The 24,493-nt window shown below is 69.9% G+C and carries 19 protein-coding genes, 2 tRNA genes and 1 pseudogene; 10 read left to right on the top strand and 12 right to left on the bottom strand.

The genetic code is table 11. The features are described 5' to 3' along the window. The first annotated feature begins 4 nt into the window (after positions 1 to 4). Positions 5 to 1,312 carry an ATP-grasp domain-containing protein gene (locus OHS81_RS17750; RefSeq protein WP_328385715.1) on the top strand — a complete coding sequence of 436 codons (1,308 nt, stop codon included), beginning with the start codon at positions 5 to 7 and terminating at the stop codon, positions 1,310 to 1,312. Next, the gene (locus tag OHS81_RS17745; RefSeq protein ID WP_328385714.1) at positions 1,309 to 2,838 is read left to right on the top strand and encodes an MFS transporter; all 1,530 of its coding nucleotides are present in this window, start codon (positions 1,309 to 1,311) and stop codon (positions 2,836 to 2,838) included. Before OHS81_RS17750 ends, OHS81_RS17745 begins: the two co-directional genes overlap by 4 nt. A gap of 66 nt (positions 2,839 to 2,904) precedes the next feature. Here the strand turns inward: OHS81_RS17745 and OHS81_RS17740 are convergent. Further along, a tRNA-Ala gene (locus OHS81_RS17740) sits at positions 2,905 to 2,977 on the bottom strand. Positions 2,978 to 3,104: 127 nt separating this feature from the next. Here OHS81_RS17740 and OHS81_RS17735 point away from each other — a divergent pair. Both OHS81_RS17735 and OHS81_RS17730 read left to right on the top strand, forming a co-directional pair. Beyond that, on the top strand, positions 3,105 to 3,653 hold the full coding sequence (locus OHS81_RS17735; protein ID WP_086718572.1) for a helix-turn-helix domain-containing protein: 549 nt from the start codon (positions 3,105 to 3,107) through the stop codon (positions 3,651 to 3,653). A gap of 47 nt (positions 3,654 to 3,700) precedes the next feature. Further along, a complete protein-coding gene (locus OHS81_RS17730) occupies positions 3,701 to 5,263 on the top strand; it encodes a serine/threonine-protein kinase (RefSeq protein ID WP_328385713.1) in 1,563 nt (520 codons plus the stop codon). 54 nt (positions 5,264 to 5,317) lie between these two features. On the opposite strand, the gene OHS81_RS17725 is transcribed toward OHS81_RS17730, so the two are convergent. The 11 genes from OHS81_RS17725 to dnaA form a co-directional block, all read right to left on the bottom strand. Continuing rightward, positions 5,318 to 6,799, bottom strand: coding sequence for a hypothetical protein (locus OHS81_RS17725; protein WP_328385712.1), 1,482 nt, complete (start codon positions 6,797 to 6,799; stop codon positions 5,318 to 5,320). A gap of 516 nt (positions 6,800 to 7,315) precedes the next feature. After that, on the bottom strand, positions 7,316 to 7,450 hold the full coding sequence (locus OHS81_RS17720; protein ID WP_003958712.1) for a DLW-39 family protein: 135 nt from the start codon (positions 7,448 to 7,450) through the stop codon (positions 7,316 to 7,318). 190 nt (positions 7,451 to 7,640) lie between these two features. Then, positions 7,641 to 7,714 (bottom strand) — tRNA-Ile (locus tag OHS81_RS17715). 88 nt (positions 7,715 to 7,802) lie between these two features. Next, positions 7,803 to 8,483 (bottom strand): DUF3566 domain-containing protein, encoded by a 681-nt coding sequence (locus tag OHS81_RS17710; protein ID WP_328385711.1) that lies wholly within the window; start codon positions 8,481 to 8,483, stop codon positions 7,803 to 7,805. A gap of 15 nt (positions 8,484 to 8,498) precedes the next feature. Further along, entirely contained in the window at positions 8,499 to 11,123 is a 2,625-nt protein-coding gene (gene gyrA, locus OHS81_RS17705) for a DNA gyrase subunit A (RefSeq protein ID WP_328385710.1), read from the bottom strand. Positions 11,124 to 11,173: 50 nt separating this feature from the next. Beyond that, positions 11,174 to 13,204 (bottom strand): DNA topoisomerase (ATP-hydrolyzing) subunit B, encoded by a 2,031-nt coding sequence (gyrB, locus tag OHS81_RS17700; RefSeq protein WP_443058718.1) that lies wholly within the window; start codon positions 13,202 to 13,204, stop codon positions 11,174 to 11,176. Positions 13,205 to 13,526: 322 nt separating this feature from the next. After that, positions 13,527 to 14,063 carry a DUF721 domain-containing protein gene (locus OHS81_RS17695; protein ID WP_328385709.1) on the bottom strand — a complete coding sequence of 179 codons (537 nt, stop codon included), beginning with the start codon at positions 14,061 to 14,063 and terminating at the stop codon, positions 13,527 to 13,529. Then, positions 14,060 to 15,196 (bottom strand): DNA replication/repair protein RecF, encoded by a 1,137-nt coding sequence (recF, locus tag OHS81_RS17690; protein ID WP_328385708.1) that lies wholly within the window; start codon positions 15,194 to 15,196, stop codon positions 14,060 to 14,062. Before recF ends, OHS81_RS17695 begins: the two co-directional genes overlap by 4 nt. Before the next feature lie 61 nt (positions 15,197 to 15,257). Next, a complete protein-coding gene (gene gnd / locus OHS81_RS17685) occupies positions 15,258 to 16,136 on the bottom strand; it encodes a phosphogluconate dehydrogenase (NAD(+)-dependent, decarboxylating) (protein WP_328385707.1) in 879 nt (292 codons plus the stop codon). A 183-nt stretch (positions 16,137 to 16,319) separates the two neighbouring features. Next, positions 16,320 to 17,450, bottom strand: a complete 1,131-nt coding sequence (dnaN, locus tag OHS81_RS17680) for a DNA polymerase III subunit beta (RefSeq protein ID WP_328385706.1) — start codon at positions 17,448 to 17,450, stop codon at positions 16,320 to 16,322. A gap of 1,112 nt (positions 17,451 to 18,562) precedes the next feature. Continuing rightward, complete coding sequence (dnaA, locus tag OHS81_RS17675) at positions 18,563 to 20,512, bottom strand: chromosomal replication initiator protein DnaA (RefSeq protein WP_328385705.1); 1,950 nt, start codon at positions 20,510 to 20,512, stop codon at positions 18,563 to 18,565. Between the two features lie 379 nt (positions 20,513 to 20,891). Here dnaA and rpmH point away from each other — a divergent pair, with 379 nt between their 5' ends. From rpmH to rsmG, 6 genes and pseudogenes are all read left to right on the top strand, one after another. After that, entirely contained in the window at positions 20,892 to 21,029 is a 138-nt protein-coding gene (gene rpmH / locus OHS81_RS17670; protein ID WP_003949374.1) for a 50S ribosomal protein L34, read from the top strand. Positions 21,030 to 21,053: 24 nt separating this feature from the next. Then, positions 21,054 to 21,422, top strand: a pseudogene (rnpA, locus tag OHS81_RS17665) (ribonuclease P protein component); the annotation flags it as partial. A gap of 86 nt (positions 21,423 to 21,508) precedes the next feature. After that, positions 21,509 to 21,826, top strand: coding sequence for a membrane protein insertion efficiency factor YidD (gene yidD / locus OHS81_RS17660; RefSeq protein ID WP_006604423.1), 318 nt, complete (start codon positions 21,509 to 21,511; stop codon positions 21,824 to 21,826). Between the two features lie 3 nt (positions 21,827 to 21,829). Then, positions 21,830 to 22,972 (top strand): membrane protein insertase YidC, encoded by a 1,143-nt coding sequence (gene yidC / locus OHS81_RS17655; RefSeq protein ID WP_328385703.1) that lies wholly within the window; start codon positions 21,830 to 21,832, stop codon positions 22,970 to 22,972. A 14-nt stretch (positions 22,973 to 22,986) separates the two neighbouring features. Next, positions 22,987 to 23,493, top strand: a complete 507-nt coding sequence (locus tag OHS81_RS17650; protein ID WP_328385702.1) for a Jag family protein — start codon at positions 22,987 to 22,989, stop codon at positions 23,491 to 23,493. 136 nt (positions 23,494 to 23,629) lie between these two features. Then, on the top strand, positions 23,630 to 24,355 hold the full coding sequence (rsmG, locus tag OHS81_RS17645) for a 16S rRNA (guanine(527)-N(7))-methyltransferase RsmG (RefSeq protein ID WP_088798842.1): 726 nt from the start codon (positions 23,630 to 23,632) through the stop codon (positions 24,353 to 24,355). The last annotated feature ends 138 nt before the right edge of the window (positions 24,356 to 24,493 follow it).

The following is a 24,493-nucleotide window of genomic DNA, read 5'->3' as shown; positions in this document are numbered from 1 at the left end:
TGGCATGCACCTGGCCTTCGTCGACTCCAACCCCCCTGCCCTGCAGGCCATCAGGCTGGCCAAGAGCGCGGGACACCGGGTCACTTATCTGCAGTCCGCACACACCCAGTACCCGCTCACCGAGGCCAACCTGGCCCTGATCTCCTCCGTGGACCACCTCGTCGACGGGCTGGTCACCACCGACCACGACGTGGTGACCGCGGCGCTGGCCGAGTGCCACGCCGCACACCCCATCGACTTCGTCACCACGCAGCACGAGATGTCCGCCGAGGCGGTGGCCGCGGCCTGCCGGGCACTGGGGCTGCGGGGCACCTCACCCCAGGCGGTGCTCACCGCCCGGCGCAAGGACCGCACCCGGGCGGCGCTGCAGGCCGCGGGCCTGGCCTCGGCACACTTCGCGACCGCCACCGACGAGACGGCGGCGCTGGCGGCGGCGGAGCGGATCGGCTACCCCGTGGTGTTCAAGCCACCGTCCGGGGCCGCCGGGCTGCTCGCCTGTGTCGTCCACGACGCGGCCCAGGCCAGGTCGGCCTGGCAGCGGCTGCAGCGCGGCCTCGACGCGGTTCCCGAGGACTGGCGCGGCCAGTTCCGGCGCGGCGTCCTCATCGAGGAGTTCCTGGTGGGGGAGCTGGTGTCGGTGGAGATCGGCGCCCGCGACGGCCGGTTCTTCCCGCTGTGCATCAGCGGCCGCTACCGCTGGGCGGGCGACGAGGTCACCGCCCTGGGGTCCTTCATCCCGGCCGGCCTGGAAGCACAGCAGGCCCCCGCGTGCTGGGAGTACGCCCGCCGGGTCTGCCGGGCGATCGGTGCCGACATCGGCGTCTTCCACCTGGAGATCATGGTCACCCGGCGGGGGCCCGTCCTGGTCGAGTTCAACCCCCGGGTCATGGGCGGAGGCCTGCCCGCCGCCTACCGCCACGCCACCGGGCAGGAGGTCTACGCCGCGCTGCTGGACGTCCTCGCCGGGGCCGACGACGTCGCCGCGCCGCCCTTCCGGGCCGGCTGCACCGCGGTCCGCGTCGTCCTCCCCCGCGAGGCCGGCCGGCTCGGCCCCGACGCGACCCTGGCGCCCCTGGACGGGCACCCCTGCGTCAAGGAGGTCATCGGCTTCGGCGAGTACCGCACCGGCCCCGGCAGCGAGGTGGCCCGGGGCCAGGCACTGGCCCGGTTCATCGTCCAGGACACCGGCCCGACGGCCGTCGAGCGGACCTCCGAGCACCTGCTGAGCCGCCTGGAACCACTGCTCGGCGTCCCCCTGATGACCGGCAGCTACCGCCCCGGCAGCCCGGAGCACCCGGGGAGCGCACGGTGAGCCGCCCCGGAGGCCCCCACACCGCCGACCCGCAGCGGACGGCGGACAGTCCGGCCGCACCGCCCGGCCGCCGTGCCCTCGTCCTCGCCCTGATGACGGCGATGGCGCTGGCGGCCCTGGACAGCGCGGTGGTGGCCACGGCCGTGCCGCGGATCGTCGCCGACCTCGGCGGGTTCTCGTACTTCTCCTGGCTCTTCTCCGGCTATCTGCTCGCCGGCACGGTGTCCCTGCCGGTCTACGGCAAGCTCAGCGACACCCTGGGGCGCAAGCCGGTCCTGCTGTTCGGCATCACCCTCTTCCTGGCGGGCTCCGCGCTGTGCGCGGCCTCCTGGAGCATGGCCGCGCTGATCGTCTTCCGCATCGTCCAGGGCTTCGGCGGAGGCGCGATCCAGAGCACCGTCCAGACCCTCGCCGCCGACCTGTACCCCCTGGAGGAACGCCCGCGGATCCAGGCCGCCATCTCCTCGGTGTGGGCCGGCTCCGCCGTTCTCGGCCCCGCCGTCGGCGGCCTGATCACCGCCTGGGCCGACTGGCGCCTCATCTTCCTGCTCAACGTCCCGCTCGGTCTGGTCTCGCTCGTCCTGCTGGCCCGCCGCCTGAGCGAGCCGCCCCGAGAGCGCGCCGCCACGCGCCTGCGTGCCGACTGGGCCGGCGCACTGGCCCTCTTCCTCACCGGCTGCGCCCTGCTGACCGCCATCGTCCAGGGCGGACACGCCTGGCCCTGGCTCTCGGCGCCGTCCCTCGCCCTCTTCGGCACCGGCGCCGCCCTGCTGGCCGTCACGGTCGTGGTGGAGCGGCGCGCGGCCGATCCCGTCCTCCCGGGCTGGGTATGGCGCCGCCGCACCATCGCCGCCGCCAATCTGGCCATGGGGGCGCTCGGCGTGATGACCATCGCCCCGACCGTCTTCCTCCCCACCTACGCCCAGTCCGTGCTCGGCCTCGATCCCCTGCGGGCGGGCTTCGTGCTGGCCGTCATGTCGGTGGCCTGGCCGATCTCGGCGGCCTTCAGCCAGCACGTCTACCGGCGCATCGGATTCCGCCAGTCGGCGATGACCGGCATGGCCGTCGCCTGCCCCGTCCTGCTGGCCTTCCCGGCCCTCTCCGGCACCCACAGCCCCTGGTACCCCGCCCTCATCTCGCTGGCCCTCGGCGCCTGCCTCGGCATCACCCAGCTCCCCCTGCTCGTCGGGGTCCAGTCGACGGTGACCGTCTCGGAACGCGGTACGGCGACGGCCTCGCTTCTCTTCTGCCGCCAGCTCGGCTCCAGCATCGGCGCCGCCGTCTTCGGCGCCCTGGCCAATGCGATCCTCAACTCCCGTCTGCAGGAGACCCCTTCCGCTCTCCCGTCCACCGAAGGCAGCCCCCTCGATTCGATCTCCTCCGCCACCTCCGGCGCCGCCGCAGGACCGCTGCGCGACGCCCTCGCCACGGCGGTCGACTGGGTCTACGTCGGCGCCGCAGCGGCCGCGGCCCTCGCCGTCCTCGCCCTCTTCCTGGCCCCGCGCCGCTTCCCGGTGCTCGACTGAGGGGCGAGGGCACGAAAAAACACCCCCTCCGGCCGCGTTTCCGCAGGTCGGAGGGGGTGCAAAGGGTGGAGCCTAGGGGAGTCGAACCCCTGACATCTGCCATGCAAAGACAGCGCTCTACCAACTGAGCTAAGGCCCCTTCGCGCACCAGGGTACCTGGTGTCCGACCGCTTTCCCGACCGGGTATCGCCGCACACCGTCGCTCTCCGTAGGATGCTTCGCGAGATTCGCGGCAGCGAAGCGACCGGGGAGACAGGGGAGACGGCATGGACACAGCACAGCAGGAAGCCACCGCGCGGGCCCGGGAACTTCAGCGCAGTTGGTACGGGGAGCCGCTGGGGGCGCTGTTCCGTCGTCTCATCGACGATCTCGGCCTCAACCAGGCCCGGCTCGCCGCGGTGCTCGGCCTGTCGGCACCGATGCTCTCGCAGCTGATGAGCGGGCAGCGCGCGAAGATAGGCAACCCGGCCGTGGTGCAGCGGGTGCAGGCGCTGCAGGATCTGGCCGGCCAGGTCGCCGACGGCAGCGTCAGCGCCGCCGAGGCCACCGACCGCATGGAAGAGATCAAGAAGACGGCGGGGGGTTCGGTGCTCAACAACACCGCACAGCAGACGTCGTCGACGGGGGCGACCACGGTCCGGCGCGTGGTGCGGGAGATCCAGTCGCTGCTGCGGTCGGTCTCCGACGCCGGGGACATCATCGATGCGGCGAACACCCTCGCCCCCGCTCACCCCGAACTGGCAGAGTTCCTCCGGGTCTACGGTGCCGGTCGTACCGCGGACGCGGTCGCCCACTACGAGGCGCACCAGAGTTAGCCACCAGCCACTGGGGACGTTGCGAGTTCAGAAGCGGACGGGGCGCAATGGGTGAGGTCTTCGCCGGTCGGTATGAGCTGATCGACCCGATCGGACGGGGTGGGGTGGGCGCGGTCTGGCGCGCCTGGGACGCCCGGCGCCGCCGCTACGTTGCCGCCAAGGTGTTGCAGCAAAGCGACGCGCACACCCTGCTGCGCTTCGTCCGCGAACAGGCACTGCGGATCGACCATCCGCATGTGCTGGCCCCGGCGAGCTGGGCCGCGGACGACGACAAGGTGCTGTTCACCATGGATCTGGTGAACGGCGGCTCGCTGGCACATCTGATCGGGGATTACGGCCCGCTGCCGCCGCGGTTCGTCTGCCTGCTCCTGGACCAGCTGCTGGCCGGGCTGACCGCGGTGCACGCGGAGGGGGTGGTGCACCGTGACATCAAACCGGCGAACATCCTTCTGGAAGCCACCGGCACCGGCCGCCCGCATCTGCGGCTGTCGGACTTCGGCATCGCGATGCGCAAGGGCGAGCCGCGGCTGACCGAGGCCAACCTCGTGGTCGGGACGCCCGGATACTTCGCGCCGGAGCAACTGCAGGGCGCCGAACCGGACTTCCCCGCCGACCTGTTCGCGGTCGGCCTGGTCGCGCTCTATCTGATCACCGGCACCAAGCCGGACGCCGACGCCCTGGGCCGGCACTTCGGCCCGCACGGCATCCCGAACGCGCCCGAGGGGGTGCCGGAGCCGCTGTGGCAGGTGCTGGCGCCCCTGGTGCACCCCGACCCGGAATCGCGGTTCAGGACGGCCACGGGGGCGCGTAAGGCGGTCATCTCGACGGTGGAGCTGCTTCCCGACACGACGCTCGAGGACGATGTCGTCGAAGTCTTCGACCACATCGGCCCGCTCCCGGCCGGCTTCGGTGCGGACGGGCCGCTGCGGACCAGGGAGGCCGACGGGCCCGCAACGGCCGGTGCCACCGCGGGCACCACGGCCGCCGGGCAGGTGTCCATGTCGGACACCGGAAGCTTCCATATCGCCCCGCCGGAGCCGAGCACCCCGTCGGCACCGACGCCGACACCGACGCCGACTCCGCTGCCGGTTCCGGGCGGCCCGCCCACGGGGCACGGCGAGAGACCCACCGGCCACGGTGAGACGCCCCTGGGCCACGGTGAGACGTCCACCGGGCAGGGCATGACGCACACCGGGCACGGCATGACGCCCACCGGCCAGGGCACTGCGCCCACGGGGCACGGCGGTCCTGCTACCGGCCACACCCCTGTCCCCACCGGCCACGGCGCCCCGGCCGGCCAGGGCACGCCGACCGGCCCCGGCACGGCCTCCGGCGGGCCGCCCCTGACGCCGTCCCCGCCTCCGCCTCCGGCGCCCGCGTACCGGCCCGTGGCCGCCGTCCACCACGAACACTCCGCGACCCGCCCCTACACGGCGGGCCCGCACCCGGTCCCCGGACGGCCCCCGGCCGGTTCCCCCGTCGCCGGGCCGGCCACCGCGCCTCCCGTCCCGTACCGGAAGCCGGGACCGCCCCCGAAGGTAGCGATCCCGGTGCTGGTCGTGGCGCTGCTGTGCATCGCGGTCGGCGTCTGGGCCCTGATGGCTGCCTGAGGCCACGCCGCGGGCCGGTGGCGGCCGGGGCCCGACGGCCCCCTGAAACTCCCGCTACCAGCCCTGTGGAGGCCCGAACTGCGTATTCTGCTGCGCCTGTTGGGTCGGCTGTGTCGGCTGCCCGGGCTGTCCTGGTGGTGACGGCTGTGTCGGCTGTGTCGGCTGTCCCTGCTGACCCGGCAGTGAGGGCTGCCCGCCCGGGCCGCCAGGACCGACCGGGCCACCAGGGCCAACCGCCACGGTCGGTGCACCCGCTGCTGACCGCCGTGCCACCAGCGTCCACGCGCCCAGTCCCACCAGCAGCACCACCCCCGTGCCGATCCCCGCGTAGGCCACCGTCATCAAGGTGCCGCTCTTCGCCGCCTGCTGTGCGGTCTGGCCCTTCCGCGCCGACTCATGGTCCTCGGACGTGACGGAGAAGGTGTCGGCCGGCTCGGCGTAGCCGGGCCCGGCCTTGGCGGCGCCGCGGACATCCACCCGGAGGGTGAGTTCCGCGCCCTTGGGGAAGAACCGCGCGGCATCGGGGTGCAGGCTGACCTCAAGGTAGTACCAGCCGGCGAACCGCATCGCGCTGACCGGGCCGGCCGGCTGGAAGCGGTTGCCGTACGCCACCGGCGCGGTGAATTCCTTCGCGGCGGCCGGCTTCCCGGTGTACGCGACGAAGGAGAGGTCGTCGACCACACCACGCGCCGGGTTGTAGACCCCCAGCCCGAGCATCCGGGCGAGGAAACCGGAGGAGCCGGAGGGCGCATTCGGCAGCTCCGCGCTCAGGTTGAGCCGCTGTCCCCAGTCCACCGGTACGCGGTAGAAGCGGGTCTCACCCGGCGTGATCCGGTCCTTCCACACCCCGGACTCGACCGAGCCCGCGTCGTTGAAACCGGTGCCTCCCTTGGCGCTGCGCTTGGTGGTGTCCGTGCGCGGGGCGGGCGTGTCGGTGCTCCAGCTCCCCTGGCCCGGCCGGGCGGGCGTGGTGCCCTTGAGCGGCGGCTCGTCGAGGTAGTCCAGTTCGAGCGGCCAGGCGTCGGAGCCGGACGCCGCCGAACCCTCACGGGTGATCACCAGGTAGTACGGGCCCGCCTTCTGACACCCCGTACGGTCGGCGCCGATACGACGGGTGGCGTAGTCGGCGATCGGATAGGCCATACCGCCGCCGCGGAAGGACGGATGAGCGCCCGTGTCGCAGGTCGTGCCGTCGCTGTCCTGGACATTGACGGTCAGTTTGTCGCCGTAGTCCGCGACCTTGGTCCCGGGCCGGGGCGCCGCGACGGCCGAGAAGTACGCGCTGGTCCTGTCGTCCAGGGTCACGGCGTAGTACTTCTGCTCACCGCGCTTGATGGAGTCGGTGTGCAGTCCGGGCTTGAGCTGCGGGGCATCCGCGGCACTGGCACTGCCCTTGGTCGCCGTGGCGCCGTCCCCCGTCCGGTAACCCGGGACGGTCTCGGCCGAGGCCACACCCACCGCCCCCGGCAGGATCGCCACCACGGCGAGCGCCGCCAGTGCGGCTATGCCCCTGTTCGTCGTGCACCCCGTCACCACGAGCCACCCCTCATCGGATCGGAATTCCCGGCGCCGGCCCGCGGCTTCCTGCGGGCCCGTCCACAGACCGCCGCGAGACCGGCCGGCGGCGGCAGCCCACACGCCGACCGCGACGGCCACCACACATCCTGTGGGTCATCTTCCACCGCCGCCCCGCGCGCCGTCCGCCGAGGCCGGGGAATCACCCGGGAGCATCGGCCCGGCTCCGCTCGTGCCCACGTGACGCCCTTCTTCAGCGGATGTTCCACGTGAAACATCCACCCCCTCGACCACCGTGCGACGTCCGACCCCTGGACCCATTTGCGTCTGCAAGTAAATAGTGTGCTACAGCAAACTCACGAGGAGTGCCGTGCCGCCCCGACAACGACATCAAGCCACCCCTCGGCAGCCACCACCCCCACCGCAGAACGCCCCGCCTACCCCACCTGCCACACCTGCCCCAGGACGCACGAAACCCCGATCACCCAGGGGCAATCGGGGTCCGTACGAACCTGTGGTGCTGTGCTGTGGGGGGTCTCAGACACCCGAACCTGCGGGCACGGAGTCGGTCGCCTCCGTCCACAGATCCTGCTCGGCGCGATCCGCCTGGATCTGGCGGTACACGAGGAGCCCGCCGATGGCGGCCAGTGCGACCAGGAGAAGCTTCTTCACCGCGCGACCTCGTCTTTCGTTGACGTAGGGGACCTATGTCGGCCGATGATACACACCGGCCGATACCGATTGGTTACCTAGCCCGCGGTCGGCAACACCTCGTCCGAGGCCGCTGCCGCGAGCCAACTTCCGCCTCCGTACAACGAATCGGCCCGGCCGGGGAGTTCCCCGGCCGGGCCGATCGGTGCGGTGCGGCTACCAGGACTTGAACCTGGGGCCTCTTCCTTATCAGGGAAGCGCTCTAACCGTCTGAGCTATAGCCGCGCGCTCGCTGCAACGAAAGATTAGCGCACTTCAGAGGCGTTCCCAAAATCGGTTCCGGGAGCCTTCCGGACGCCCTCTCGTGAGGGGGTCACTCATCCTCGGCGAGAGTGAGCTCCACCCCGCCGACGAAGCCCGCCGACAGGTTGTAGAGGAACGCCCCGAGCGTGCCCAGCGCGGTCGCCAGCACCACGTCGATCACCGCGATGACCGACGTGAACAGCACCACCCGCGGCAGCGACAGGAGCGACTGCAGATCGAAGCCGGCGCCGTCGCCGGAGCCGGTGGCCTCGCTGATCGTCCCGCCGACCGTGGAGAAGACGCCCATGGCGTTCATGACCATCCACAGCACGGCGGCGGCCACGACCGTGCAGATGCCCAGCGCGATGGAGAGCAGAAAGCTGACCTTCATGACCGACCACGGATCGGCGCGTGCCACCCGCAGCCGGGCCTTGCGGGTGCGCGGGACCGTGCCGGCGCCCGTACGCGGCCGGCGCACCGCCTGCCCGCCGCCCTGCCCACCGCCGGTGGAGTACGCCTGAGGCGGCTGATACGGCTGCTGGGAGCCGCCCTCAGGGGCCTGCCCCTGAGGCTGCGGTTGCGGCTGACGGGTATCGGTCACGGGTCCCCCCTGGTGTGAGCCCTCGTCTCGGGGGCCGGTGTCAGAAACGGCAGAGCCACGGGCGCTGTCCTCCGTCACGGTTGCGGGTCCGGACGGGGAGTCCTTCTTCGCTCCCGATCCACCCGCCGCAGCGCCCGTGGCTCCACTCACGACTCACTCCTCGTGCTACTCCGCCGCGGGCTGCTCGCCCTCGGCCTCCGTGGGCACGGTCTCCTCGGCCGCTTCGGCCTCGTCGGGCGCCTCGCCCCCGTCGACCTCTTCGGCTTCACGACCGGCCTCGGCGTTCCATGCGATGCCGACGACGGCATCACGCTTGCCCAGGTTGATCAGTTGGACGCCCATGGTGTCACGGCCGGTCTCCCGGACTCCGCTGACCCGCGTACGGATCACGCCACCGCCGAGCGTCACCGCAAGGATCTCGTCACTCTCCTCGACGACCAGCGCTCCGACCAGCGACCCCCGGTCCTCCACGATCTTGGCGGCCTTGATCCCCAGGCCGCCGCGGCCCTGGACGCGGTACTCGTCGACCGCGGTGCGCTTGGCGTAGCCGCCGTCCGTGGCGGTGAAGACGAACGTACCCGCGCGGACCACGTTCATCGAGAGCAGTTCGTCGTCCTCGCGGAAGCTCATGCCCTTCACACCGGAGGTGGCCCGGCCCATCGGGCGCAGCGCCTCGTCCGTCGCGGTGAACCGGATCGACTGGGCCTTCTTGCTGATCAGCAGCAGGTCGTCGTGCTCCGAGACCAGCTCGGCGCCGATCAGCTCGTCGTCCGTGCCGTCCTCCTGCTCGCGCAGGTTGATCGCGATGACACCGCCGGAGCGCGGCGAGTCGTAGTCCTTGAGCGGCGTCTTCTTCACCAGGCCGGCCTTGGTGGCGAGCACCAGGTACGGCATGGCCTCGTAGTCGCGGATCGCCAGGATCTGCGCGATCTGCTCGTCCGGCTGGAAGGCGAGGAGATTGGCCACATGCTGCCCCCGCGCGTCCCGGCCCGCGTCGGGGAGCTCGTAGGCCTTGGCACGGTAGACCCGGCCCTTGTTCGTGAAGAACAGCAGCCAGTGGTGGGTGGTGGAGACGAAGAAGTGGTCGACGATGTCGTCTTCCTTGAGCTTCGTGCCCCGCACGCCCTTGCCGCCGCGCTTCTGCGAGCGGTAGTCGTCGGTCTTCGTCCGCTTCACATAGCCGCCACGGGTGATCGTGACGACGATGTCCTCCTCGGCGATCAGGTCCTCGATGGACATGTCGCCCTCGAAGGGCACCAGCTTGGAGCGCCGGTCGTCGCCGAACTTCTCGACGATCGCGGCGAGTTCCTCGCTGATGATCTGGCGCTGGCGCTCCGGGGAGGCCAGGATCGCGTTGTACTCACTGATCTTGCGCTGCAGCTCGTCGTGCTCGGCGGTGATCTTCTGGCGCTCCAGGGCGGCCAGCCGGCGCAGCTGCATCTCCAGGATCGCGTTCGCCTGGATCTCGTCGATGGTCAGCAGGCCCATCAGGCCCTCGCGCGCCACCTCGACCGTCTCGCTGCGCCGGATCAGCGCGATGACCTCGTCGATCGCGTCCAGCGCCTTGAGCAGACCGCGCAGGATGTGCGCCCGCTCCTCGGCCTTGCGCAGCCGGAACTTCGTCCGCCGGACGATGACCTCGACCTGGTGCGTGACCCAGTTGCGGATGAACGCGTCCAGCGAGAGCGTGCGCGGCACCCCGTCGACCAGCGCCAGCATGTTCGCGCCGAAGTTGGTCTGCAGATCGGTGTGCTTGTAGAGGTTGTTGAGGACGACCTTGGCGACCGCGTCCCGCTTGAGCACGATGACCAGACGCTGGCCCGTACGCGAGGAGGTCTCGTCGCGGACGTCCGCGATGCCGCCGACCTTGCCGTCCTTCACCAGGTCGGCGATCTTCTGCGCGAGGTTGTCCGGGTTGACCTGGTAGGGCAGCTCGGTGACCACCAGGCACTGGCGGTTCTGGATCTCCTCGACCGCCACCACGGCGCGCATGGTGATCGACCCGCGGCCCGTGCGGTAGGCCTCCTCGATGCCCTTGCGGCCCACGACCAGGGCGCCGGTGGGGAAGTCGGGGCCCTTGATGCGCTCGATCAGCGCGTCCAGCAGCTCCTCGCTGGAGGCCTCGGGGTGCTCCAGCGCCCACTGGGCACCGGCCGCGACCTCGCGCAGGTTGTGCGGCGGGATGTTCGTCGCCATGCCGACCGCGATACCGGCCGAGCCGTTGATCAGCAGGTTGGGGAAGCGCGCCGGCAGGACCGTCGGCTCCTGGTTACGGCCGTCGTAGTTGTCCTGGAAGTCGACGGTCTCCTCGTCGATGTCCCGGAGCATCTCCATGGACAGCGACTTCATCTTGCACTCGGTGTACCGCATGGCCGCGGCCGGGTCGTTGCCCGGGGAGCCGAAGTTGCCGTTGGAGTCCACCAGCGGCATCCGCATCGACCACGGCTGCGCCAGACGCACCAGGGCGTCATAGATCGAGGAGTCGCCGTGCGGGTGGTACGTACCCATGACGTCGCCCACGACGCGGGCGCACTTGTAGAAGCCCTTCTCGGGGCGGTAGCCGCCGTCGTACATCGCGTACAGCACGCGGCGGTGCACCGGCTTGAGGCCGTCCCGCACATCGGGCAGCGCACGCGAGACGATGACGGACATCGCGTAGTCGAGGTAGGAGCGCTGCATCTCCGTTTCGAGCCCGACGGGCTCGACACGCATCCCGACGCCTTCGATGGCGGCGGGCGCGCCCTCGGCGGTCACGCCGTCCGGGGTCACAGGGGGGTTCTCGTCGGCCATGGTGGTTCAAAATCCTTTCGAGCTGCGGCTGTTGTACGGGCCGACAGGGCTCAGATGTCGAGGAAGCGGACGTCCTTGGCGTTGCGCTGGATGAACGAGCGGCGCGCCTCGACGTCCTCGCCCATCAGCACGGAGAACAGGTCGTCCGCACGGGCCGCGTCGTCCAGCGAGACCTGACCGAGGACCCGGTGGTCGGTGTCCATGGTCGTGATCCGCAGCTCCTCGGCGTTCATCTCACCGAGACCCTTGAACCGCTGGATCGAGTCCTCGCGGATCCGCTTGCCGTTCTGCTTGCCGAGCTCGATCAGCGCGTCCCGCTCCGGGTCGGAGTAGGCGTACTCGAAGTCGTCCCGGCCCCACTTGATCTTGTACAGCGGCGGGCGGGAGAGGTAGACGTGCCCCGCCTCGACCAGCGGCCGCATGAAGCGGAAGAGGAAGGTGAGCAGCAGGGTGTTGATGTGCTGACCGTCGACGTCGGCGTCCGCCATCAGGATGATCTTGTGATAGCGGAGCTTGTCGATGTCGAAGTCCTCGTGCACGCCCGTGCCGAACGCCGAGATCAGCGCCTGGACCTCGTTGTTCTGCAGGATCTTGTCGACCCTGGCCTTCTCGACGTTGAGGATCTTGCCCCGGATCGGCAGGATCGCCTGGTACTCCGGGTTACGGCCGGACTTGGCCGAGCCGCCGGCGGAGTCACCCTCGACGATGAAGATCTCGCACTTCTCGGGGTCGTTGGACTGGCAGTCGCTCAGCTTGCCCGGCAGCGACGCCGTCTCCAGCAGGCCCTTGCGGCGGGTCAGATCGCGTGCCTTGCGGGCGGCCACGCGCGCGGTCGCGGCCTGGATGCCCTTGCGGATGATGTCCGCGGCCTCGTTGGGGTTGCGGTCCAGCCAGTCGTTGAGGTGTTCGTGGACCACCTTCTGGACGAAGGTCTTCACCTCGGTGTTGCCCAGCTTGGTCTTGGTCTGGCCCTCGAACTGCGGCTCGGCGAGCTTGACCGAGATGATCGCCGTCAGACCCTCGCGGATGTCCTCACCCGTGAGGTTGTCGTCCTTCTCGCGCAGCAGCTTCTTGTCGCGCGCATAGCGGTTGATCAGACCCGTCAGCGCGGCGCGGAAGCCCTCTTCGTGGGTGCCGCCCTCGTGCGTGTGGATGATGTTCGCAAAGCTGTAGACACCCTCGCTGTACTGGGTGTTCCACTGCATCGCCAGCTCGACCGAGAGCTGGCGCTCCTTGTCCTCGGCGTCCACCGAGATCACCGTCGGGTGCACCAGCTCGCCCTTGCGCGAGTTGAGGTACGTCACGAAGTCGACGATGCCGCCCTCGTAGTGGTACCGCACCGAGAGCGGCTTGCCCTCCTCGTCCACATGGTCCGGGCGCTCGTCGGTCAGCGCGATCGTCAGACCCTTGTTGAGGAACGCCATCTCCTGGAAGCGCCGCGACAGCGTCTCGAAGCTGTACGTGGTGGTCTCGAAGATGTCGCCGTCGGCCCAGAACGTCACCGCCGTGCCGGACTCGTCGGTCGGCTCGTGCTTGGCCAGCGGCGCGGTCGGCACACCGAGCTTGTACTCCTGCGTCCAGCGGTAGCCCTCCGTGCGGACCTCGACCGCCACCCGCTGCGACAGCGCGTTCACGACGGAGACACCCACGCCGTGCAGACCACCGGAGACCGCGTAGCCGCCGCCGCCGAACTTGCCGCCGGCGTGCAGCACCGTCATCACGACCTCGACGGCCGGCTTGTTCTCCGACGGCACGATGCCGACCGGGATACCGCGGCCGTTGTCGACGACGCGGACACCGCCGTCGGCCAGGATCGTGACCTCGATGGTGTCGGCGTGCCCCGCCAGCGCCTCGTCGACGGAGTTGTCGACGACCTCCTGCACGAGATGGTGCAGACCGCGCTCGCCTGTCGAGCCGATGTACATGCCAGGGCGCTTGCGGACCGCGTCCAGGCCTTCGAGGACGGTGATCGCACTGGCGTCATACGACTTCTCCACCGCGGAGTCGCCCATGGCGCCGGCAGGAACCCCCTCTTCAGTAGAAGCCGTGTTGTTCTCGTTGAGGTCGCCGGAGTCGGCCACGAAGCGCCCTTTCTGGCACAGCACGAGCCCTTCCGCGCCTGTGGGATTCACCCCTGGGAAGACAGGCGGGAGCGGCTGCGTCGTTCGACATGTTCCGCGAGTGGGCGGGATTGCCATCAGTCTACCGGTAGCGCTGACACTCATGGGGGTTTGCAGGCACCTGAGTCGTCATGTGCCGCCCTGAACTGGCGTCCGCCGACTCCCCATATCCGAGACGGGGCCCCAGGACGCTCACACGGGCACTCAGCGCTTCGGACTGTCAACCGGCGGCTACCGTGAGCGGAGTCTCATCCGCCTCACCCGTAGAGGCAGGTCACAGGGGTCATCCGTAGGTGTCGCCGGGGCCCTTGCTGCCCGGTGCCCGCAGCGATCCGTACCGGCGCGCGGGGCCCCCGGGACCCAGCACCTTGATCACCTTTACGGTGCCGTGGCCCAGGTCCTCGTTGAGGCGGGCGACCAGCGTCGGGGCCAGCAGCCGCAGCTGCGTCGCCCAGGCCGTCGAATCGCACTGGACGGTCAGGACCCGGGCGTCCTCGTCGTACTTCTGCGGCTCGCAGTGCTGCGCCACCTCGGGCCCGACCAGCTGCGGCCAGCGCCCCATCACCCCGCCGACGGCGGCCGGGGTCTCCCAGCCGCGTTCCGTGATCAGCCGGTTGATCGCCGCACCGAGCGGCAGCGGGTCGCGGCCGTCCGCCCGCGCGCCGGAGCGCAGCCCCCCGCGCCTGGCCTGCTTCTTCTGCTGCGCGGCTGCGCCCCGCGCACGCGCCTGCTCCTTGGCGGCGACCAGCGCCTGCCGGGCCAGATCCACACCGGAGAGCTCAGGGGAAGGCTTGGGCGGGCCGGCCTGCTCCTCGCTCACGGGGTCACCTTCTCCGCGGCGCCGCCGGACACCGCATAGCGCGCCCCGGCCAGGGCACCCGGCACATCGTCGTCCACCGCGGCCGTCACCAGCACCTGCTCGCCCGGGGCCACCAGCTCCGCCAGCCGCTCGCGGCGCCGCGCGTCCAGCTCGGCGAAGACGTCGTCGAGCACCAGCACCGGCTCATTGCCCTCGGCCCGCAGCAGGTCGTACGAGGCCAGTCGCAGCGCGAGCGCGTACGACCAGGACTCGCCATGGCTGGCGTACCCCTTCGCCGGGAGCTGCCCCAGCTTGAGCACCAGATCGTCGCGGTGCGGGCCGACCAGCGTCACCCCGCGCTCGATCTCTCCCTTACGGGCCTCGCCGAGCGCCGCCAGCAGCACGCCGTACAGCTCCTCGCGGTTCGCGGCGGCGGCCATCGCCTCGCCCGCCGAGCCGCGGTACTCCAGGGCCAGCGGCCCGCCGCCCGGCGCCAGCTGCTCATACGCCTTGTCCGCGAGCGGCTGCAGCGCGGCGATCAGATCGAGCCGCTGCGCCAGCAGCTCGGCGCCCGCGCGGGCCAGATGCTGGTCCCACACGTCCAGCGTCGACAGGTCCATCTGCCGCCCGCCGTGCCTGCGCGCCAGCGCCGCGGTCTTCAACAGGGTGTTGCGCTGCTTGAGGACGCGGTCGTAGTCCGAGCGCACCCCGGCCATCCGCGGCGAGCGCGCGGTGATCAGCTCGTCCAGGAACCGCCGCCGCTCGCCCGGATCGCCCTTGACCAGCGCCAGGTCCTCCGGCGCGAACAGCACCGTCCGGACGATCCCCAGCACGTCCCGCGGCTTGACCTGCGACGACCTGTTGATCCTGGCGCGGTTGGCCTTGCCCGGGTTGAGCTCCAGCTCGACCAGCTGCTGCCGCTCGCCCTGGACGACCGCGGCCCGGATGACCGCCCGCTCGGCGCCCATCCGCACCAGCGGGGCGTCCGAGGAGACCCGGTGGCTGCCGAGCGTGGCCAGATAGCCGACCGCTTCGACCAGGTTGGTCTTGCCCTGGCCGTTGGGGCCCACGAAAGCCGTGACGCCCGGGTCGAGCGGAACCTCGACCCGGGCGTACGAGCGGAAGTCGGCGAGGGACAGATGCGTGATGTGCATGGCTGGGCGCCGACCTCCCCCGGCGGTTGCTACCGGTTGCTGCGGTGGTTACTGCTTCTTGCTACTTCTTGTTCTCGACCGCGTGGCCACCGAACTGGTTGCGCAGCGCGGCGATCATCTTCATCTGCGGGGAGTCGTCCTGCCGGGACCCGAAGCGCGCGAAGAGCGAGGCCGTGATCGCCGGCAGCGGCACGGCGTGGTCGATCGCGGCCTCGACCGTCCAGCGGCCCTCGCCGGAGTCGGCGGCGTAGCCGCGCAGCTTCTCCAGGTGCTCGTCGTCGTCGAGGGCGTTGACGGCCAGGTCGAGCAGCCAGGAGCGGATGACCGTGCCCTCCTGCCAGGAGCGGAAGATGCTGCGCACGTCGGTGACGGAGTCGACCTTCTCCAGCAGCTCCCAGCCCTCGGCGAAGGCCTGCATCATGGCGTACTCGATGCCGTTGTGGACCATCTTCGCGAAGTGGCCGGCGCCGACCTTGCCGGCGTGCACCGAGCCGAACTCGCCCTCGGGCTTGAGGGCATCGAAGACGGGCTGCACCTTGGCGACATCGTCCTTGTCGCCGCCGTACATCAGCGCATAGCCGTTCTCCAGGCCCCAGACGCCGCCGGAGACACCGCAGTCGACGAAGCCGATGCCCTTGGCCTTCAGCTCCTCGGCGTGCTTCTCGTCGTCGGTCCAGCGGGAGTTGCCGCCGTCCACGACGATGTCGCCCGGCGACAGCAGCTCGGCCAGCTCGTCGATCGTGGACTGGGTGGCGGCACCGGCCGGCACCATGACCCAGACCACCCGCGGCCCCTTGAGCTTGTCCACCAGCCCCTGAAGGCTGTTGACATCCGCCACGTCGGGGTTGCGGTCGTATCCGATGACGGTGTGGCCGGCGCGGCGAATGCGCTCGCGCATATTGCCGCCCATCTTGCCGAGACCGACGAGACCGAGCTCCATCACAGACCCTCTTTGCACGTAGTCGTTGCTGTTCGTACCCGGGTCCGAGCCTACGCCCGCAGGTCCGCGCACACCTGTGGGCTCAGCCGCTCATCAGGGGCCCGTCAGCCGGTCGCCGCACGGCGCGCGGCCGGGGCGCCGTCCGGTGTCCGCCGGACAGCCGCCACCCCTGCACTCCGGCCGTCAGCCCGAGAGCCGCACCGGCATGATCAGGTACTTGTACGCGTCGTCCGCCTCGGCGTCCTTGGCCGGCCGGCCGCTCAGCAGCGCGGGCTTGGTCGAGGTCGTGAAGGACAGCTGCGCCACCGGGGAGTCGATGGCCGACAGGCCCTCCAGGAGGAAGCCCGGGTTGAAGGCGATCGAGATGTCGTCGCCGTCCAGGTCGGCGTCCACCCGCTCCACAGCCTGTGCATCGTCGCTGGAGCCGGCCTCCAGGATCAGCACGCCCTGCTCGAAGCTCAGCCGGACCGGGGTGTTCCGCTCGGCCACCAGCGCCACACGCTTGACGGCCTCGACGAACGGGGCGGTCTCGATCACGGCGACCGAATTGAACTCGGTCGGGAAGAGGGTGCGGTACTTCGGCAGGTCGCCTTCCAGCAGACGCGTCGTCGTCCGCCGCCCGGCGCCCTCGAAACCGATCAGGCCCTCGCCCTGGCCGGAGCCGGACAGCGCGAGCGTGACGGTGTCGCCGCTGCTCAGGGACTTGGCGGTGTCCAGCAGCGTCTTGGCGGGGACCAGCGCGACCGCGGAGGCGTCCGGGCTCTCCGGCTTCCACAGGAACTCGCGCACCGCGAAGCGGTAGCGGTCGGTGGAGGCCAGGGTGACGGTGTCGCCCTCGATCTCGATCCGTACGCCGGTGAGCACCGGAAGGGTGTCGTCACGGCCGGCGGCGATGGCGACCTGGGCGGCGGCCGCGGCGAAGACCTCACCGGGGACGGTGCCGGTGGCGGTGGGCATCGTCGGCAGGGACGGGTACTCCTCCACAGGAAGGGTGTGGAGGGTGAAGCGCGAGGAGCCGCAGACGACGGTCACCCGTACACCGTCGGTGGAAATCTCCACCGGGCGGTTGGGGAGCGCACGGCAGATGTCGGCGAGCAGCCGGCCGGAGACGAGGACCGTGCCCTCCTCTTCCACCTCTGCTTCCACCGAGACCCGCGCGGAGACCTCGTAGTCGAAGCCGGAAAGGCTCAGCGCGCCCTCCTCCGCCTTCAGCAGCAGGCCCGCGAGGACGGGCACCGGCGGACGGGCCGGGAGGCTCTTGGCCGCCCAGGCCACTGCCTCCGCGAGTACATCGCGCTCCACCCGGATCTTCACCGGAAACCGCCTCCTGCTGTTGCTGGCTCTCGCCCTGCTGGCCTTCGTCGTCGGCTGGGTTGCCGGAGACCAGTCTGACGCACGCCACCGACAGTCGGTGCGGCTCGGGGTCAAGTCGGCTCGACCGGTGCCGGACGCCCGGCGGCCAACTTGTGCACAGGCCCCGTTTCCGAACGAGTTCCCCGGTAGATATCCGTGGTCGTAGTAGTAGGGGCTGTGGAAACCGTGGACAACTGTTTTTGCGCAGGTCAACGCGGATTTTTTGTCCACTGCCCCTGTGGGTGGCGGTCGTGGAAAAGCCGGTGGCTCTGTGGACCGCCGGAAGTTCTGCACACCCGATGCACAGGGGACGGGTAGTTCTCCCCAGCGCCGTCCCCAGCTTTACCCCCGTTCCCCACAGCCCAATCCATCACCTTGGTGTGACCGCTTTCACTCGGCCCGGTGAGGGCGGGTGTTGTGTTGCCGAACAGTGGACAGCGATGTGGAGAAGCCGGTGATCGTTGGGGACAACAGCGGCTTGCCTGTGGGCGGGCGGTGGACAAGATGCGGTCTTCCCTGTGGACGAATTCGCTGTCCACACCCTGTGGAGGAAGGTTGGCCACAAATCCACACGCGGCTGACCTCCTCCGATGCCCCGTCAGAACACCGGCCTGTGGATCCCACAGGGATAACTTTCCCCTCCCCAGGATGTGGACGGAAGATTCTTGCCCAATCTGTGGAGAGAGGCCGTGACCGGCCGCGGAATCGAACACGGCAGGCGCGCTCCACAGGTTTGGGACGGCGGCGGGGCGGATCGGAGGGGGCCGCCACAGGGGCCAGGGGGCGTCGCGAGGCGGCCTCGGGAGCGGCGCGTGACGCGTTCAGGAGCACTCGGAAGCCTTGCTCGGGGGCGCACACAGGGCGCGGGCAACGGTCGGGTGGGGAGAGAGGCGGGCACTTCGTCTGCGGAGAGACACGAGCGCTTGGCCCGTGGGGAGACACGGACGCTCGGTCTCCGGGCAGGCACGGTCTTCGCCGAACGGCCGGCCCCGTACGACGAAGGGCGCTGCCGGAACGGATCCGGAGCGCCCTGGGACGTCCTGCGGTGGCCGGTGGAGCAGCGGTGGCCGGCCTCAGCCGTTCTTGATGCGGTTGGTCAGCTCGGTGACCTGGTTGTAGATCGAGCGCCGCTCGGCCATCAGCGCGCGGATCTTGCGGTCGGCGTGCATCACGGTCGTATGGTCCCGGCCGCCGAACTGCGCGCCGATCTTCGGCAGGGAGAGATCGGTCAGCTCGCGGCACAGATACATGGCGATCTGGCGGGCGGTCACCAGCACCCGGCTGCGTGACGAGCCGCACAGGTCGTCGATGGTCAGCCCGAAGTAGTCGGCCGTCGAGGCCATGATCGCGGTCGCGGTGATCTCCGGCGCGGCGTCCTCGCCCCCGGGGATCAGGTCCTTGAGCACGATCTCGGTCAGCCCCAGGTCCACCGGCTGCCGGTTGAGCGAGGCGAACGCGGTGACCCGGATCAGCGCGCCCTCCAGCTCACGGATGTTGCGCGAGATACGGGAGGCGATGAACTCCAGCACCTCCGGCGGCGCGTTCAGCTGCTCCTGGACCGCCTTCTTGCGCAGGATCGCGATCCGGGTCTCCAGCTCGGGCGGCTGGACGTCGGTGATCAGGCCCCACTCGAAGCGGTTGCGCAGCCGGTCCTCCAGGGTGACCAGTTGCTTGGGCGGCCGGTCACTGGAGAGCACGATCTGCTTGTTCGCGTTGTGCAGCGTATTGAAGGTGTGGAAGAACTCCTCCTGCGTCGACTCCTTGCTCGCCAGGAACTGGATGTCGTCGACCAGCAGGATGTCCATGTCGCGGTAGCGCTTGCGGAACGCGTCCGCCTTGCCGTCGCGGATGGAGTTGATGAACTCGTTGGTGAACTCCTCCGAGCTCACGTACCGCACCCGGGTGCCCGGGTACAGACTCCGCGCGTAGTGCCCGATGGCATGCAGCAGATGGGTCTTGCCGAGTCCGGACTCCCCGTAGATGAACAGCGGGTTGTACGCCTTGGCCGGCGCCTCGGCGACGGCGACCGCGGCGGCGTGCGCAAAGCGGTTCGAGGCACCGATGACGAAGGTGTCGAAGAGGTACTTCGGGTTCAGCCGCGCGGTCGGCTCACCGGGGCCGGTCGCCGGTGCGGGCTGTGCGGCGAGCGGGCTGGGCGCACCGCTGGGCGCCGGAAGCACGGCGCCGGGGCCGGAGCCGGGAGCGCCCGAGCGGCCGTTGTGCCCGCCGGGCTGGTGCTCGGAGAGGTCGCGGCGCGGCGGGTCGTAAGGGGAGCGGGCGTCGGAGTGCTGCGGCGGCCCGCTGCGGTCGGGCGCCTGCCCGCGGTAGTCGTTCTGCCGCTGCTGATGCTGCGACACATGGGACGAAGGGGAGGCGTAGGGGTCGCGCTCGGGGTAGCCGCCGAGGTGCTGCTGCTGCCAGCCGTAGTCATCGCGCGGGCCGGGGCCGCCGGCCATACCGGAGGAGTGCTGCGGCCAGCCGCCGGGCTCGTGCCGGGGCTGCTGGTAGTCCGGATAGGCGGGGCGCACGCCGGGCAGGTCCTCGCCCTGGTGCCCGTAGCCCTGCCGGTTGTCGTGCCGGTTGTCGTGACGGCTCTCGTGGCGGTTGTCGTGCCGCGCTTCGTATCCGTCGTAGACATCGTGTTGCTGCTGTGCCTGATGCGACTGCTGAGAGTGCGGGGCGTGCTGCTGAGGCGACGACTGGTGCTGGGGGGACTGGTGCGGGGGCGCGGGCGGCGCCGGGGGCTCCTCGGAGGAGTCGTCAACGGTGATCGCGATCCGGATCGGGCGGCCGCACTCATGGCTCAGAGCCTCCCCGATCAGCGGCGCCAGCCGGCCTTCCAGCACGCCCTTGGCGAACTCATTGGGGACGGCGAGCAGCGCGGTGTCGGCGACCAGCGCCAGCGGCTGGGTGCGCTTGAGCCAGTCCTGGTCCTTGGGCTTGAGCCCGTCGGCCTCCGCGCGAAGGAGATGGTCGAGCACGCGCGGCCACACTGCGGCAAGATCGGCAGGTACATCAGCCACGGGGCACGCTCTCTCAGCAGTCCCACGAATGTGTGATTCTCAGGACGGGCGGGAAGGAATCGGAGTTCAGCCACGGTAGTCAGGGCGGGCCTGGGGATTCAAGTTGTTGTCCACAGGCTGTGCATAGTGTGTCCTGGCGAGAGGCTGCTCGGTGCCGCCGAGGAGCCGGTTTGACCGGATGGCGTAGCCGCGCGTACCGTGACCAGGTCGAGTTGTCGATGGCTGCTGCCGCCTGCCTCCGATGGGCAAAGATCACGCTCGAGTGATCGTGTAGCGGTGCACTTAGGCGTTGCGAGCTACTCGTGGGCGCACGGTGACAGCCAGTCGACGCCCCACATCTGTCTCTCCTTGAGACAACAAGCATTCCTGGAGCCCCCGAGTGAGCAAGCGCACCTTCCAGCCGAACAACCGCCGCCGCGCGAAGACCCACGGCTTCCGTCTGCGCATGCGGACCCGCGCCGGCCGCGCGATTCTCGCGTCCCGCCGTGGCAAGGGTCGCGCCCGCCTGTCGGCCTGAGCAGCCTGAACCTAGGTCCATGACGTGCTGCCTACCGAGAATCGGCTGAGGCGGCGCGAGGACTTTGCGACCGCGGTACGCCGGGGACGCAGGGCCGGGCGCCCGCTCCTTGTCGTTCATTTCCGCAGCGGTGCAACGGACCCGCACGGGTCGGGGGAAAGTGTTCCCCCGGCACGTGCGGGTTTCGTCGTGAGCAAGGCAGTGGGCAACGCCGTCGTACGCAACAAGGTCCAGCGCAGGCTTCGGCATCTGATGCGCGACCGGCTGGACCGGCTGCCCGCCGGTAGCCTGGTTGTCGTACGGGCCCTGCCCTGCGCGGGTGATGCGGAACACGACCAGCTGGCCCGCGACCTGGATGCCGCCCTTGAGCGGCTGCTGGGAGGGGTGCCGAGAGGCTGCCATCCCCCGGGGGCCGTGACCGGCGGCGGTTCCGCCGCGGGCCCCCGGAACCCCGGACGGGACCCGGGAGGGAGCGCACAGTGAAGTACCCGCTGCTGCTTTTGATCAAGATCTACCAGTGGACCATCAGCCCCTTGCTGGGACCGGTCTGCAAGTACTACCCGTCGTGCTCGCACTATGGCTACACGGCCATCGACCGGCACGGTGCGGTGAAAGGGACTGCGCTGACAGCCTGGCGCATCCTGCGATGCAATCCGTGGTCGCTCGGTGGCGTCGACCACGTCCCTCCCCGGAAGCGTCCGGTTTGGCATCAGCGGCTGAGGAGCCGCCTGGGCGGGCCCACCGTCCCTGAGCCTGTCGCCCAGCCCGAGACTCAGCCCAACGCCCAAGGAGCCTGATTCGTGGACACGATCCTCGGTCCCCTCTATATCGCTGTTTCCTGGATCATCGTCCAGTTCCACTCGTTCTACAGCCTCATCTTTGACAAGAACAGTGGCGCGGCGTGGGGTCTGTCCATCGTCTCGCTGGTGGTGCTGATCCGTATCTGCCTGATCCCGCTCTTTGTGAAGCAGATCAAGTCGACGCGGAACATGCAGGCGCTCCAGCCGAAGATGAAGGCGATCCAGGAGCGCTACAAGAACGACAAGCAGCGCCAGTCCGAAGAGATGATGAAGCTTTACAAGGAGACGGGCACCAACCCGCTCTCGAGCTGTCTCCCGATTCTGGCCCAGTCGCCGTTCTTCATCTCGCTGTACCAGGTCCTGAGCCACATCGCGCAGAACAAGACGGTCGGCGTCATCGACCAGCCGCTGCTGGAGAGCGCGCAGAAGGCGCACATCTTCGGTGCGCCGCTGGCGGCGAAGTTCATGGACAGCGCGGAGAAGATCCAGAGCCTCGGTGCTTCCGTGGTCGACGTCCGCGTGGTCACGATCATCATGATCGTCCTGATGTCGGCGTCGCAGTTCTACACGCAGCGCCAGCTGATGACCAAGAACGTCGACCTCACGGTGAAGACGCCGTTCATGCAGCAGCAGAAGATGCTGATGTACGTCTTCCCCATCATGTTCGCCGTCTTCGGCATCAACTTCCCCGTCGGTGTTCTCGTCTACTGGCTGACCACCAACGTGTGGACCATGGGCCAGCAGATGTTCGTCATCCGTCGTAACCCGACCCCGGGCAGCAAGGCCTTCGCGGAGCGCCAGGAGCGGCTGCGTGCCGCCGGCAAGATCGTCGAGGACCCGGCCGTCGTCGAGGCGAAGCAGGCCGCCGAGGAGGCGCGCCACAACCGCCAGCAGCCCAAGCGCCAGACGAAGTCCCAGCGGCAGACCGGCGGCGCGGCACCGGCCGACGGTGCGCAGAACCGTACGCGTGCCGGATCCGCTTCGGGTGGCACGGGCGCCGGACAGGGTGCTGCGAAGAAGCAGTCGCTGGAGAAGAAGGACGCGCAGGAGGACAAGGAGAAGGGCGGCGCCTCCGGGTCCCGCACCACCAAGTCCGGTCAGCGCAAGGGCCCGCAGCGCCCCAAGCACCCGTCCAAGAAGTAAGAAGGAGTCCTTTCGTGACGGACACGACCCCTGCCACCAAGGGCACCGACACCCTGACCCGCCTGGAGCAGGAAGGCGAGATCGCGGCCGACTACCTCGAGGGTCTGCTGGACATCGCCGACCTCGACGGTGACATCGACATGGATGTCGAGGCCGACCGTGCCGCTGTGTCGATCATCAGTGACTCGACCGGCCGTGACCTGCAGAAGCTGGTGGGCCGCGACGGTGAGGTGCTGGAGGCCCTGCAGGAGCTGACCCGGCTGGCCGTGCACCGTGAAACCGGTGACCGCAGCCGTCTGATGCTGGACATCGCCGGCTTCCGGGCGCGTAAGCGCGAGGAGCTCGCGGAGATCGGTGCGAAGGCCGCGGAAGAGGTCAAGGGCACCGGTGAGCCGGTGAAGCTCGACCCCATGACGCCGTTCGAGCGCAAGGTCGTCCACGACGCGGTGGCGGCGGCCGGACTCCAGAGCGAGTCCGAGGGCGAGGAGCCGCAGCGCCGAGTGGTTGTTCTCCCGGCCTGACCACTCAGCGCTCCCGTTTTTCTTTGGCCCCGTCTGCTCGCAGGCGGGGCCAAAAGTTGTCAGCGTTCTGTGTTATCCCGGGGGCGTAACCCCGGGTTCCCGGCAGGAAAAGCAGTCCAAAGGAAGGGCGGTTCCCGTGACGGAGGCAGCAGCGGAGCTCCCTCCTGCGCCGAAGGCGGCGGAGGAGGTTTTCGGCGAGCGTTTTGCGGAGGCCGTGCGGTACGGCGAACTGCTCGCCGACGCCGGGGTGAAGCGTGGGCTCATCGGCCCGCGTGAGGTGCCGCGGCTGTGGGAGCGGCATCTGTTGAACTGCGCGGTGCTCTCCGAGGTCGTGCCCGAGGGCGTCTCGGTCTGCGATGTGGGCTCGGGGGCCGGACTGCCCGGTATCCCGCTGGCTCTGGTGCGCCCGGATTTGAAGATCACGCTGCTGGAGCCACTGCTGCGGCGTACGAACTTCCTTCAGGAAGTCGTCGAGCTGCTGGGGCTGGATCATGTCACGGTCGTGCGCGGGCGGGCCGAAGAGGTGATGGGGAAGCTGCCCCAGGTGCATGTGGTGACGGCGCGTGCCGTCGCCCCGCTCGACCGGCTGGCCGGCTGGGGCGTTCCGCTGCTGCGCCCTTACGGCGAGATGCTGGCGCTCAAGGGCGATGCCGCGGAGGAGGAGCTCAAGGGAGCCCGGGCGGCGCTGAGCAAGCTGGGCGTCGTGGAGACCTCCGTGGTGCACGTGGGCGAGGGCATCGTGGATCCGCCGTCGACCGTGGTACGGGTCGAGGTGGGTGAGAGTCCCGGCGGTGTGCGCTTTGCGGCCAAGCGAGCCAAGGCGGCTCGGGTGGGCCGGGCATCAAGGGGCCGCCGGCGCTGACGCCCTGTGCCGGAGCGCTACAGACCGGCAGGGATGCCTCGGGGTGCCGTTCCGTGAAGAGGGAAACGACAAAAGCCCTCAATGCCATCAAAACGACACAAGACGGAGTGTCGCGGCCGATTCAGGCGTGACGCTGGC

It is taken from the genome of Streptomyces sp. NBC_00400 (assembly GCF_036048035.1).
Classification (GTDB): Bacteria; Actinomycetota; Actinomycetes; order Streptomycetales; family Streptomycetaceae; genus Streptomyces.
This window is presented reverse-complemented; position numbering and strand designations above follow the sequence as displayed.